We start from the raw sequence: 12588 nt of genomic DNA on the forward strand, positions 1-12588 counted from the left end.
TGAACAAACCGTAAACATGCTGTTAAAAGACAGAAAATTGCTAAAGAATCGGTATACAGCCTGCGTGAATCGGCTGACAAATAAAGAGGGTGATTTGTGCGCCTGAGAGAGATGCCGCACAGCGGCGCGCAGCCACTTCATCGGCGAATAGTGCAAACACAGCTGTACCGCTTCCGCTCATGCAGGCACCAGCCGCCCCCGCTGCGTGCATGGTGGTGCGGATGGCTTCTACGGCAGGCAGTGGGGCGGTTTTGGCGAACACATTATCCAGTGCGGCGCCGATTTTTTGCAGATTCCTGCCGGACAGCGCGGCAATGAGCGCATTTGTGTAGGGCGGCTGTCCGACGGGCAGCCGGTCATAAGCAGCATAAGCGTCGGCGGTTGACATGCCAACCGCCGGTTTTGCAATTAAAATGGTGCATTCCGGCAATAAGGGCAGGGGAGAAAGCAGTTCGCCGATGCCTCGCGCCCGCAAACACCCGCCCGTCAGGCAAAAGGGGACATCTGCACCTATCGAAGCACCTGCTTGCAGCAAAGTTTCCGTCGGCAGACTGCCGAACAAGGTACACAACCCGATCAACGTGGCGGCCGCGTCCGCGCTGCCGCCGCCCAGCCCCGCCTGTGAGGGAATCTGTTTGCGGATGACGATGGATACGTCCTGCACCGGCATATGCGCCGTCTCGAAATACGTCATTGCGGCACGGTAAGCAATGTTTTCTTTATCTTGTGGCAGCTGCGCGTTGTCGCAGCGCACTGAAAGGCCGCCGCCGGGCATTTTTGTGAGCTGCACGGTGTCCGCCAGCGAAACAGATTGCATGACGGTGTCCAATTCGTGATAGCCGTCTGTGCGCCGGCCGATGATATCGAGCGTCAAGTTAATCTTGGCGTACGCTTGCAGTGTGATCTGTTCCATCATCTGCTCCCGAACAGTTTGAATGTATGGATGTTGATTGCTTTGACCGGGCACATCTCATGGCAGCAAAAACAGTGGATGCAGTTGGCATAGGCGATGTGCGCTTTTTTCTGCTCAATTTGAATGACATGCCGCGGGCAGCTTTCTGCGCATTTGCCGCAGCCGATACATTTATTGCGTACGATAACCGGGCGCGGCGTCATCAGTTTTTTAAGTGGTTTGCGTAAAAACGCGGGCATGTGGATATATTCCATAAAATCAAGAGAAGCGGAATCTGGTTTCTCAAACGGCGTGAGCAATGTTTCTACCCGTTCGCCTATGATCTCCAGTTTACCGATTTCTGCCGGACAGAGTTTTCGCTCAATGGCAGTGGACAGTGTAGGTACTTCCGCGGCTGAGAAGCCGATGATGCGTGCCATGACCAAGTCCAGTGCGTATGGGTTGAGCGCCGCCCCTGTGATTCCTGCTGCCTTAGGTTTGCCACCGGAGGGACCGTTGCCTTCCATGCCAACGATGCCGTCGATGAAGGCAAAGGTGGGCTTTACTGTTTCGCACAGGTCGACGAGCATGTGGCCAAAGTCTTTTTTATCGGGGAAGCGGTAATGGAACTCCGGTTTCATCAGTCCCGGTACGGAGCCAAATAGATTTTTGACCGCACCGGAGAAGCCTGTCATCGCGTGGGTCTTGAGTTTGGCGGCAGAAATCACCACATCCGCCTCCGCAATCGGTCGGATAATTTGGAACGAATGACAGCGCTGCCCGTTTTCATTTACCCGTTCTACAGCGTCGGTCGATTCATTAAGTACGGCGCCCTCTTTTTTTGCCACATCCGCCATGCCGGTTGCCGCATAGATGCCCCGCAGTGCGGCGGGGGTATACGGCCCGCCGGGACTGTCGGCGATGGTGACCACACCGCCGCGCTTTTTGACAGCGCGCACCAGTGCCGCAACAAATGCGGGATGGGTGGTGGTCGCTTCGTCCGGTGTGCGGCGCATCAGCAGATTGGGCTTGATGAGGACTTTTGTTCCCGGTTTGATGAGAAAGTCATGTGGGTCGAGTGACTGAAAGTGGCGCTCAATCACCGTGTCCAGCAGAGCGGGATCATAGGCTTTACAAGTGAGCAGCGATACTTTCTCCATGGGGGGCCTCCTGTAGGGTCTCCATAAAATCCGTAATACGTGTCAAGGCCTGTGTGATATGCTTGATGGAATAGCTGTACGAAATGCGCACGAATCCTTCGCCGCTCTCACCGAATGCGGTGCCTGGCACCACCGCCACCTGTTTCTCGAACAGAAGCCGTTCGCAGAACTGCTCGGACGACAGGCCGGAGGCCGTAATGGATGGGAACACGTAGAATGCCCCGCGCGGTTCAAAGCAGGGCAGGCCTGCACGGTGGAGCGCATCCACGATGAAGCGGCGGCGCAGGTCATATTCGTCTACCATGCGGGCAATGTCCTCATCGCCGTTGCGCAGCGCCTCTACTGCCGCGTATTGGCTGGTGGTGGGCGCACACATTACTGCGTATTGATGGATTTTGTGCATACAGCGCAGCACTTCGGCAGGTCCGCAGGCGTAGCCGAGCCGCCATCCGGTCATGGCATAGGCTTTGGAAAAGCCGCTGACCAGCACGGTGCGCTCCCGCATTCCATCCATCTCTGCAATGGACACATGTTTCTCGCCGTAGGTCAGTTCACCATAAATTTCATCTGAAAGCACAAAAATGTTGGTGTCCCGCAGTACGGCGGAGATGGCCTCCAAATCTGAGCGGTCGAGAACAGCACCGGTGGGGTTGTTCGGGAACGGCAGGATTAACAGCTTGGTACGCGGTGTGATGGCCGCGCGCAAGGCTTCGACTGTCAGCTTAAATTGGTCGGACGCGAGCGTCTTGATTTTTACCGGCACGCCCCCCGCCATCACGGTGAGGGGGTAATAGCAAACAAAGCTCGGTTCAGGGATGATGACTTCGTCCCCTGGCTCGAGCAGCGCACGCAGGCACAGGTCGATGGCTTCGCTGCCGCCGACGGTGACAATCGTCTCATGCTTGGGGCTGTATTCCAGACGGAACCGGCGGCTGAGATACCGGCAGATTTCCTGCCGCAGTTCCAGCAAACCGTCATTGGAGGTATAGTGGGTGCGCCCTTTTTCCAACGAATAAACGCCTGCACTGCGGATATGCCATGGCGTGACGAAATCAGGTTCGCCCACACCCAACGAGATGACATGATCCATTTCCTGCACCAGATCGAAAAATTTACGGATGCCGGAGGGACGAATGTCCAGTGCTTTTTTGGAAAGCAGGGAACTGTAATCTAACACAGCGAAATCTTCCCCCTTTCGTCCGGTTCTTCTGCGCCGAACAAAACGCCGTTGTCCTTATATTTGCGCAGCATGAAGTGGGTGGCGCAAGACAGCACATTGTCGAGCGGCGCAAGACGTTCTGCCACAAACAGCGCCACATCTTTGAACGAGTGCCCGCGCACGGTGACTGCCAGATCAAATCCGCCGGACATAAGGTAAACGCTCTCGACTTCCTCGAACTGCATGACGCGCTCTGCCATCTGTTCAAAGCCAAAATCGCGTTGTGGTGTAACTTTGACCTCGATAAACGCCATAATGTTGTCTTTATCCACTTTATCCCAGTCGACCAATGCCCGATAACCCTTGATAATACCTTCTTGTTCATACCGTGCGATGGTTTCGGTCACTTCCTTGACCGGTAGACCCAGCATGGATGCTACCTGCTCATTGTTGAGACGGGCGTTTTTCTCCAGCAGCGACAAAATTTTATCCATTCCGCTTTGCTCCTTCCGGGCAGCTGATGTCTTGTTATTCATCATTATAATCTTAAAAAACCTACGGCAAAAGCCACAGGTTCAAAATGTACATGCGTCCTTGCATATCTCCCGCCATTATACCGCAAACTGTATGTGATTGCAAACAGTTGGCAGTCTCGTTTTCATGTTCAGTCGGCGTGCGATTTTCAATAAAAACCTTATTTAGATTTGAAAACAGGATGGGACTGCTCGAAGAAGCGGCGGGCGACGGTGGAAAGATAACGTCCTTTCATGCGGATGAGTGCAAGCTGGGTGCGCAGGCGTTCATGCGCGATGACTTTGCCCGCAAGGCTGCCGTCCCGCCCCAGAGCGGATTGCGGCGCGATGCCGATGCCGTACCCTGCCTTTGCCCAACTGACAGCGGTACGCGCGTCATCGCTGGTGCAGCAGACCAGCGGCTCGAATCCCGCCTCACCGCACGCTTCCCGTACCAGTTGTTCAAACCGTCGGTAGATAATAAGCGGGTGGCCGCGCAGATCGGCGATATTGATGCTGTCTCGTCCGGGAAAGGGGTCCTCGCCTGTAAATGCCGCCATCATGGGTTCCGAATCTGCATACCGGCATTCCAATTGGACACTGTTGAACGGTGTGCGTACAATCCCCAGTTCAATCCGTCCTCTTTTCATATATTCCAGCATTTGAAATGTATTGCCCTCGTGTATCTCGAACAAAACACCCGGATACCGTGTGTGGAATGTGTTGACCGCCTCGCTTGGCAAGCCGGAGGAGGAAACGGCTCCCAGTACGAGCGTACCGGTCAGCCCGTTGTTGTAGTCCTGTATCTCCCGTTTTGCCGAATCGGCCATGGAGAGGATCTGCTCCGCCCGGGCTTTTAGGATTGTGCCCGCATCGGTCAGCCGAACGGAGCGGTTGCCGCGCTCCACCAGTTGGACATTTAGCTCTTGTTCCAATTGTTTGAGCTGTTGGCTGAGCGGCGGCTGTGCCATATGAAGCCGCCGTGCTGCCGGGGAGATACCGCCTTCTTCCGCAATGGCAACGAAATAGCGCAGCTGCCTGAGATCCATATTGTTTCCTCCATATCGTTCTCATATATCTGCTATTTTAAAAACATATTTTTCATATGTCAAGAATTGTGGTATTCTTTAGAGGTTGAAAAAGTTGTGATTGATGGAGATGATCCCGTATTATGTGGAAACTCGTACACTATCTGAAACCATACCGCAAGGAATGTATCCTTGGTCCGTTGTTTAAGCTGTTTGAAGCAATCTTTGAGTTGCTGTTGCCAACGCTGATGGTGCTGATGGTTAACAACGGCGTTGGGCGGCATGACCGCGCCTATGTGCTGCACATTGGCCTGCTAATGGTCATTATGGCTATCTGCGGCTGTGCAAGCGCATTTACCTGCCAGTTTTTTGCCGCCCGTGCTTCTCAGGGATTTGGCACCGTGCTGCGCAACGATCTGTTCCGGCATGTCTCGTCACTCAGTTTGCGGCAGCTGGACGCTTATGGCACCGAAACATTGACTAACCGCTTGACAAACGATGTGAATACGCTGCAGGCTGGCGTAGCGATGGCGATCCGTTTGCTGGTACGCTCGCCTTTTATTTGCATCGGCGCCATCGTGATGGCACTCATCCTGAATTGGAAGCTGGCGCTTATCCTGATTTTTGCCACGCCGCTTTTCGCGCTGTTACTGTTTGTGTTCACAAAATTGTCTACCCCGCTGTACCGCGTCTATCAAAAAGGGCTGGATCATGTGGCGGTCGTGGTGCGTGAAAATCTGGCGGGCGTACGCGTCATCCGTGCATTTGCCAAAGTGCCGCAGAAAAAGCGCCGCTTTTCCGAGTCCAATGACAGTCTGACCGCTACCGCGCTGCGGCTGGGGGGGATTTCAGCGCTTCTCAACCCACTGACCACGTTGGTGGTCGATGCCGCCATTCTATTTGTCCTTTGGTTTGGCGGGCGTATGGTCGGGCATGGTACCTTGATGAAGGGTGAAATCATCGCATTTGTAAATTATATCACCTATATCCTCATTGCACTTATCGCGCTCTCCAATTTAATTATCCTGTTCACCCGTTGCGCAGCTTCCGGCAGGCGGGTAACAGAACTGTTTGACTGCCAGCCTGATATGGAGCAGGCAGAGGGTAAAGTGTCCGTACGGGATGAGCATGCACCTGCCGTTGTGTTTGACCATGTGGATTTTGGTTATGGCGGCGGGAAGGCGTTGGAAGATATCAACTTGGAAATACAACGCGGGCAGACGGTGGGCGTGATCGGTGGCACCGGTTCCGGCAAGAGTACGTTTGTCAGCTTGATTGCCCGGTTCTATGACGTGACCAAGGGAGAAATTCGGCTGGGTGGCGTTCCCATTCGGCAGCTGCCGGATATGGACTTGCGCAGGAGTGTCTGTATTGCTCCACAGAAAACCGTGCTGCTCACCGGAACCATCGCGGATAATATCCGTGTGGGGCGGCAGGATGCGACGGATGAGCAGGTGAAAGAAGCGGCGCAAATCGCACAGGCGGCAGAATTTATCGAAAAACTGCCGGGCGGTTATACGGCGCGGGTGGAGCGCGGCGGTACGAACTTTTCCGGCGGACAGCGCCAGCGCATCGGTGTGGCGCGCGCGGTACTGGCCGACGCGGATATTCTTATCCTCGACGATGCTTCCAGTGCGCTCGATTACAGCACTGACGCAAGGATGCGCGGCGCGCTGCGCCGGGCACGTGCGGGGCGTACAACCATTCTGGTGTCTCAGCGTGCCGCCTCCATTCAGGATGCCGACAGGATATTGGTGCTGGATAACGGTCGGGTGGCGGGATTCGGTACGCATGAATCGCTGCAAAAGGAATGCCCCGCCTATAGGGATATTCTTGCCACGCAGGCGTGAGGGGTGAAAATGATGCAAAAAAGACAAAAAGAAAAAGAACATATTCTGCTCAAAACGCTTGGAATGCTTGGAGGCGGCAAAGGACTGCTGGGTCTTTCAGCTGTGTTTGCCATTATCAGTTCACTGGGAATGCTTGCCGCGCCTGCAATTATTGGATTGGGCATTGACGATATGTTTCGTGGTGACCGCAATTTCCATAAGCTGTTTTCGCTGATTGCTGTTCTGATGGCGGTTTACGGTGTCTCCGTATTGTTTCAGTGGCTGCTTGGCGCGGTCACCAACCGCATTTCCTACTTCACCGCGCAGCGTCTGCGCAGGGATCTGTTTCGCAAGCTGGCCATGCTGCCGCTTTCTTTCTTTGACCGGAATGCACATGGCGACACGGTCAGCAGATTTGTCAACGATGTGGATGCAATTTCGGATGGGTTGCTGCAAGGCTTGGCACTGGCCCTAAGCGGTGTTGTCACCATTGTGGGCGCGGTATTTTTCATGCTGGCGCTTAATGCCCCTATGACTGTCGTAGTTGTTGCTTTTGCACCGCTCTCAGTATGGTTGGCACGGTTCATCGGCCGTAACTCACAGAAGTATTTCCGCGATCAGGCCAATATCGTCGGCAAGATGAACGGTTACGCCGAAGAGATCATTGAGGGGCGGCGCGAAATGAAAGCGTTTCGTCTGGAAGAACCTGCTTTAAAGCAGTTCTCCGACATGAATCAGCAACTCTACGGTGTGGGCATTAAAGCACAGTTTTACGCCTCGCTGACCAATCCCGGTACGCGCGTGGTCAACAATATTGCCTATACGGTCGTAGGCGTGGCAGCCAGTATTTTGGCTATTTCAGGGCATCTAAGTATCGGTGGCATCTCCAGTTTTCTGATCTTTTCCACCATGTTTGCCAAACCGTTTTCAGATATTACAAACATTATGAACTATATCCAGACAGCAACTGCGGGTGCACGGCGTATTTTCCACGTGCTGGAACTGCAAGACGAAACGCCGGATGCACCGGATGCACCCAAACCGAACGCCAGGAGCGAAGTGGTCTTTTCGCATGTGCGTTTTGCCTATAACCCAGAGCGCCCCCTGATTAAAGATTTGGATTTGACCATTCCTTACGGGCGCAGCGTCGCGATTGTCGGGCGAACAGGTGCGGGCAAGACCACACTGGTCAACCTGCTCATGCGGTTTTATGATGTGGACGATGGCGCTGTCAAACTCGGCGGAACCGATATCCGTACATTTGCGCGGGATGACCTGCGTCGCTGCTTTGGCATGGTTTTGCAGGATACATGGCTATTTTCTGGAACCATCTGGGAGAATATCGCTTACTCCAAGCCGGAAGCCACCGATGAAGAAGTGGTTGCGGCGGCAAAAGAGGCGGGCGCGCATGATTTCATTGTACGTCTGCCGGATGGCTATCAGACGCATATTTCCGATATGGGGGAGGACCTGTCGCAGGGACAGAAGCAGCTGCTCACCATTGCGCGTGTGATGCTGGCTGACCCGCCGATGTTTATCCTCGACGAAGCCACCAGCTCCATCGATACCCGCACCGAGCTCCGGGTGCAGCGTGCCATGGAGGCTTTAACCAAAGGGCGTACCAGTTTTGTCATTGCACACCGCCTATCCACCGTGCAAGGCGCAGACCTCATTCTGGTGATGGAGGACGGCGACATCGTGGAGACCGGCACGCACGACAGCCTGCTGCAAAAAAACGGTGCGTATGCCAACCTTTATTCCAGCCGGCTGGAAACAATCTGAATATTGCAAACAAAAAAGGGCGGCTCTCAATGAAAGAGAACCGCCCTTTTTGTGATGCTCTGCCGCCGCGGGCGGGATCAGCTTATTTTTTGGATTGACGGATGGCATCCGCGCCACGCTCGCCGGTGCGGATGCGCACGGCTTCCGCAATGTCGAAAACAAAAATTTTCCCATCGCCGACATCGCCGGTGCGGGCGGCTGTTGTAATCTTATCAATTACGGTTTCAACCTGCTCATTCTGTACGACAATCTCTATTTTGATTTTTGGCAGGAAATTCACATCTACTTCCGCACCGCGAAAAAATTCTTTCCAGCCTTTTTGGTTACCGCAGCCCATGACCTGCGTGACGCTTAGTCCATTTAGATCGAGCGTTTTCAAAATATCTTTGATATCCTCCAGCTTTTCCGGCCGGATAAATGCTTCAATTTTTTTCATGGCGTTTCCTCTCCAGTCGCGTTAGTCCATGCCATTGAACGACGGGTAAGCAGATTCGCCGTGCTCTGACGCATCCAGCCCCACGTCCTCGTCGCGAGATGTGACCCGGAGTTTCTTGACGCACAGTTTGGCAATGCCAAGCGCAATCAGCGTTCCTACCACCGCAACCACGATCGTGATGCCGATGGCTGCAAGCTGCCGCACAAAAAGCTGCCATTGACCAAAAAACAGACCGTTCCATTGCACCGCGTCCAGTTTAGGGTCTGGGTTGAATCCCTTGAGTGCAAATAAACCAGTGGCAATGCCGCCCCAGATACCGCCGATGCCGTGGCAGCCAAATGCGTCGAGAGAATCGTCATACCCAAATTTGGGCTTGACTACGGTTACGAAGAAATAGCAGATGGGGCTGACCAAAGCACCGATGACAATGGATGCCCAAATGGGTACAAAACCTGCGCCCGGCGTGATGGCCACCAGACCAATGACCGCGCCAGTGGAGATGCCCACCAGTGTGGGCTTTTTGTTTTTGATTTTTTCGATCAGCATCCAAGAGAGCATGGCGGCTGCACAGGCGGTGTTTGTGGTAATGAATGCATGGACTGCCAACGAATTGGCTGCCCCCGCACTGCCCGCATTGAAGCCGAACCAACCGAACCATAACAGCATGGCGCCGAGAAAGACGAATGGAATGTTGTGCGGGTGGTAAGTTGCCCGCCCGTGATTTTTACGCTTGCCGAGTACCAGAGCTGCTGTCAGTGCACTGACACCGGAACTGATATGTACCACGTTGCCGCCCGCAAAATCGATGGCGCCCAGTCTTTGTAAAAACCCACCGCCCCAGACCATGTGTGCCAGTGGATAATAGACAATGATCGACCAGACCACAACAAAAATGAACAGTGCGGAAAACCGCATCCGCTCGACAATTGCGCCGGTGATGAGGGCGGGAGTGATGATGGCAAACATCATTTGAAAGATAGCAAAACAGACAGTGGTGGGGGCGAAAACAGAAGCGGCTTTGCCGGCCTCCAGTCCCTGCATGCCAAACCAATGCAAATTGCCCAGAATGCCGCCGATATCTCCGCTGAAAGACAGCGAAAATCCGATGAGTACCCACAGGATAGACGCTACCCCCATACACAAAGCAGAGGACGACATCGTGTTCAATACGTTTTTGCGCTTTACCATACCCCCGTAAAAAAAGGCCAGACCCGGGGTCATGATCAGCACCAGTGCGGAAGAAACCAGAATCCATGCAATATCGCCATTGTTTCCCATAGTCATTCTCACCTTCTATAACAAATTGGGCGTACGTCTATTATGGCATGATTCCCTACAAATATCCATGTGCAATTTGTGTAAAAATACTACGTTCGTTTATCGGATACGGTAAAAAAAGCTCATCCTTGATGGGTGGGGAGGTACGGCACAAGTGTGAAGGACAATGCATATACTGCTTGTGGACCGTGTTTTCAAGACAAGGAGGGATTGACATGCCGCTGACAACGAGAGAGTTGTTTGCGCGGATGATCCAATGTGAGGCGGGCGGTGAAGGCGATAATGGAATGCGGGCCGTGGCCAGCGTCATCATGAATCGTGTAAATGCCGCCTACGGCGAGTATATGCGTGTCAACCAGGGCAGCTTGCGCAATGTGATGACGCAGCCCGGGCAGTTTACCTGTTTTCAGGAGACTGTGTCCGGGCAATACAACCCGCAGAACGTGTATAACATGCGTCCCACAGCAGTGCATTACAGCATTGCCGATTGGGCTATAGGAGGCGGCACGCTGGGCGCGGTGGGCAACTGCCTGTGGTATTTCAATCCGTTCAACCCCAATTGCCCCACCAATTTTCCATATAACGGCACCGGCCTGCTTTATGTACATATCGGCGACCACTGCTTCTATACGCCCACAGCACTGTATGCGAACACGTAAATGGATCACGCGGGTATGACATTCGCCGTGCCCGCACCGCAAGGAAAGGGAGAGCGACTAATGAATGATTATATGGGTACAGGTACGGGGCAGCAGCATTGTGCCTGCGATACACAGGCAGGTACGTCCAATGTTGCCGCCAGTTCCGGTTCCGGTGCGTACCAGACGGGTACAGCCGCTACGGGTATGACGCCAGGACTTGCGGGCTACAACGCGGGAATCAGCCAGGGCGGCGTTATCCCCATGCAGGGAATGTCCACCATGCCGTCGCCCAGCTTGATGCCTGCCGGTTCCACTGTGATGGACAGCACACAGTTTTTGAACAGCTATCTGCGCGCCTACATTGGACGGAATGTAACAGTGCAGTTCCTGTTTGGAACGGATACGCTCACCGACCGCACCGGTACGTTGGTCAACGTGGGCGCAAATTATATCACCCTGCGGGAATTTGGTACCAGCAACCTGCTTGTCTGTGACTTTTTCTCGATTAAGATTGTGCGCGTTTATCAGAACTGAACCTATTTAAATGTGCTGGTTCAAAAAATCTTCCGGACCTACCGTTTGCTTGGCAGGACCGGAAGATTTTTATCGCTATAACAATGAACAGACTTGAATGAGCAGACTTGTTAGAGCAGGGAAGCGTCCGGTGTGACGATGATCTTGACCTGTGCCTTTTTCTCGGGTCCGGTCAGGGTTTCGAAACCTTCTGTGACGATATCGTCCAACGCGATCCGTTTGGTGATGAACCCGTCGGCTTTGATCCTGCCGTCTGCCATCATGGCAATGGTGGCGGGGAAGTCGTTGCAGTAACAGATGCTGCCGACAATATTTTTCTCGGTCAGTACAACACTGTTCGGGTTATACTGGATGGCGCCTTCCCAGATACTGGTGACGACCATAGTGCCGGCAAAACGGAGACCATCAAGCAAAAGATTGTAGCATTGCTCGGAACCGGTGGTCTCAAATGCGATATCCGCACCGGCCCCGCCCGTAAGTTTACGCAGTTCGGCCGCCACGTCCACGACGTTTGGGTCGAGCAGCACATCCGCACCTGCACGCAGAGCGTATTCCTGCCGGACGGATTTGCGCTGTACGACGACGACCTGTTTGGCTCCTGCCGCTTTCAGGCATTCGATGGTGCCGAGCCCGATGGGTCCCGCACCCGCTACCACTGCCGTTTGTCCCACTTCAAAATGGCCTACACGCAGCGAGTGCAGTGCAACCGACATCGGTTCGATGAGGGCGGCTTTTTCATAGCTAAGAGAGTCGGGGATTTTATGTACAAACCGTGAGGTGAATGTGGTGTATTCAGAGAAACCGCCGCCGCCGCCCGCAAGTCCGTGAAAGCCCAAGCTGGAGCAAAGGTTATATTTCCCTTCCAGGCAAGCCGGGCATTTGCCGCAAACATTCATCGGCTCCACAACTACACGGTCGCCTACTTTGACATTGGTCACGTCTTTGCCGATTTCGACTACTTCGCCCGAAAATTCATGCCCAAGAATGACCGGTGCAACATCGCCTGTAAGCGGGTGCGGTTTGCCGACCGGGATAAAGATCGGGCCAGCCAGATATTCGTGCAGGTCGCTGCCGCAGATGCCGCACCATTTCACTTTTACTTTGACGCCGTCATTTTTGACGTTAGGCTCTTCGACTTCCTCCACACGGATGTCTTTCGGGCTGTACCATCTTGCTGCTTTCATACAGATTCCCCTTTTAACAGTTTTTTTGAAATAAAACGGCGGATGTTATATTTTTATAGCAATTCTGTCAAAAAGCGCCGCCTTTATGAACATGGCGTAAATAGTATAGCAAATGCATCATGCCTGGAATAGAAAAAGAATCGACATTTTTTT

The 12588-nt window shown here is 53.6% G+C and carries 12 protein-coding genes; 4 read left to right on the top strand and 8 right to left on the bottom strand.

Features of this window, described 5'->3' with window-relative positions:
- Positions 1–40: 40 nt before the first annotated feature.
- From ispE to ABF463_RS11875, 5 genes are all read right to left on the bottom strand, one after another.
- Positions 41–913 (bottom strand): 4-(cytidine 5'-diphospho)-2-C-methyl-D-erythritol kinase, encoded by an 873-nt coding sequence (gene ispE, locus ABF463_RS11855; RefSeq protein ID WP_415533851.1) that lies wholly within the window; start codon positions 911–913, stop codon positions 41–43.
- Positions 913–2052, bottom strand: a complete 1140-nt coding sequence (locus ABF463_RS11860; protein ID WP_415533852.1) for a DUF362 domain-containing protein — start codon at positions 2050–2052, stop codon at positions 913–915. Before ABF463_RS11860 ends, ispE begins: the two co-directional genes overlap by 1 nt.
- The gene (locus ABF463_RS11865) at positions 2024–3229 is read right to left on the bottom strand and encodes an aminotransferase class I/II-fold pyridoxal phosphate-dependent enzyme (RefSeq protein WP_415533853.1); all 1206 of its coding nucleotides are present in this window, start codon (positions 3227–3229) and stop codon (positions 2024–2026) included. The genes ABF463_RS11860 and ABF463_RS11865 overlap by 29 nt, the downstream gene beginning before the upstream one ends.
- Complete coding sequence (locus tag ABF463_RS11870) at positions 3223–3705, bottom strand: Lrp/AsnC family transcriptional regulator (protein WP_415533854.1); 483 nt, start codon at positions 3703–3705, stop codon at positions 3223–3225. Before ABF463_RS11870 ends, ABF463_RS11865 begins: the two co-directional genes overlap by 7 nt.
- 200 nt (positions 3706–3905) lie before the next feature.
- The gene (locus ABF463_RS11875) at positions 3906–4772 is read right to left on the bottom strand and encodes a LysR family transcriptional regulator (RefSeq protein WP_415533855.1); all 867 of its coding nucleotides are present in this window, start codon (positions 4770–4772) and stop codon (positions 3906–3908) included.
- A gap of 122 nt (positions 4773–4894) precedes the next feature.
- Between ABF463_RS11875 and ABF463_RS11880 the strand changes: the two genes are divergently transcribed.
- Positions 4895–6601, top strand: coding sequence for an ABC transporter ATP-binding protein (locus tag ABF463_RS11880; protein ID WP_415533856.1), 1707 nt, complete (start codon positions 4895–4897; stop codon positions 6599–6601).
- A 9-nt stretch (positions 6602–6610) separates the two neighbouring features.
- Positions 6611–8362, top strand: coding sequence for an ABC transporter ATP-binding protein (locus ABF463_RS11885; RefSeq protein ID WP_415533857.1), 1752 nt, complete (start codon positions 6611–6613; stop codon positions 8360–8362).
- 82 nt (positions 8363–8444) lie between these two features.
- On the opposite strand, the gene ABF463_RS11890 is transcribed toward ABF463_RS11885, so the two are convergent.
- Both ABF463_RS11890 and ABF463_RS11895 read right to left on the bottom strand, forming a co-directional pair.
- Positions 8445–8798 carry a P-II family nitrogen regulator gene (locus ABF463_RS11890; protein ID WP_415533858.1) on the bottom strand — a complete coding sequence of 118 codons (354 nt, stop codon included), beginning with the start codon at positions 8796–8798 and terminating at the stop codon, positions 8445–8447.
- A 21-nt stretch (positions 8799–8819) separates the two neighbouring features.
- Positions 8820–10082, bottom strand: coding sequence for an ammonium transporter (locus ABF463_RS11895; RefSeq protein WP_415533859.1), 1263 nt, complete (start codon positions 10080–10082; stop codon positions 8820–8822).
- Positions 10083–10291: 209 nt separating this feature from the next.
- On the opposite strand from ABF463_RS11895, the gene ABF463_RS11900 reads away from it, so the two are divergent.
- Positions 10292–10735, top strand: coding sequence for a cell wall hydrolase (locus ABF463_RS11900; protein ID WP_415533860.1), 444 nt, complete (start codon positions 10292–10294; stop codon positions 10733–10735).
- A 60-nt stretch (positions 10736–10795) separates the two neighbouring features.
- Positions 10796–11251, top strand: a complete 456-nt coding sequence (locus tag ABF463_RS11905; protein ID WP_415533861.1) for a hypothetical protein — start codon at positions 10796–10798, stop codon at positions 11249–11251.
- A gap of 110 nt (positions 11252–11361) precedes the next feature.
- Here the strand turns inward: ABF463_RS11905 and ABF463_RS11910 are convergent, their stop codons facing one another.
- Positions 11362–12435: a 2,3-butanediol dehydrogenase gene (locus ABF463_RS11910; protein WP_415533862.1), complete on the bottom strand. Its 1074-nt coding sequence runs from the start codon at positions 12433–12435 to the stop codon at positions 11362–11364.
- Between the last annotated feature and the right edge of the window lie 153 nt (positions 12436–12588).

Source organism: Ethanoligenens sp., from assembly GCF_047718355.1.
GTDB lineage: Bacteria > Bacillota > Clostridia > Oscillospirales > Ethanoligenentaceae > Ethanoligenens.

Excerpts from the sequence above, each read along its gene's own strand:
- ABF463_RS11905 (WP_415533861.1), top strand. The coding sequence starts at position 10,796 with ATGAATGATTATATGGGTACAGGTACGGGGCAGCAGCATTGTGCCTGC.
- ABF463_RS11870 (WP_415533854.1), bottom strand. The coding sequence starts at position 3,705 with ATGGATAAAATTTTGTCGCTGCTGGAGAAAAACGCCCGTCTCAACAAT.
- ispE (WP_415533851.1), bottom strand. The coding sequence starts at position 913 with ATGGAACAGATCACACTGCAAGCGTACGCCAAGATTAACTTGACGCTC.
- ABF463_RS11910 (WP_415533862.1), bottom strand. The coding sequence starts at position 12,435 with ATGAAAGCAGCAAGATGGTACAGCCCGAAAGACATCCGTGTGGAGGAA.
- ABF463_RS11890 (WP_415533858.1), bottom strand. The coding sequence starts at position 8,798 with ATGAAAAAAATTGAAGCATTTATCCGGCCGGAAAAGCTGGAGGATATC.
- ABF463_RS11895 (WP_415533859.1), bottom strand. The coding sequence starts at position 10,082 with ATGACTATGGGAAACAATGGCGATATTGCATGGATTCTGGTTTCTTCC.
- ABF463_RS11880 (WP_415533856.1), top strand. The coding sequence starts at position 4,895 with ATGTGGAAACTCGTACACTATCTGAAACCATACCGCAAGGAATGTATC.
- ABF463_RS11900 (WP_415533860.1), top strand. The coding sequence starts at position 10,292 with ATGCCGCTGACAACGAGAGAGTTGTTTGCGCGGATGATCCAATGTGAG.
- ABF463_RS11860 (WP_415533852.1), bottom strand. The coding sequence starts at position 2,052 with ATGGAGAAAGTATCGCTGCTCACTTGTAAAGCCTATGATCCCGCTCTG.
- ABF463_RS11875 (WP_415533855.1), bottom strand. The coding sequence starts at position 4,772 with ATGGATCTCAGGCAGCTGCGCTATTTCGTTGCCATTGCGGAAGAAGGC.
- ABF463_RS11885 (WP_415533857.1), top strand. The coding sequence starts at position 6,611 with ATGATGCAAAAAAGACAAAAAGAAAAAGAACATATTCTGCTCAAAACG.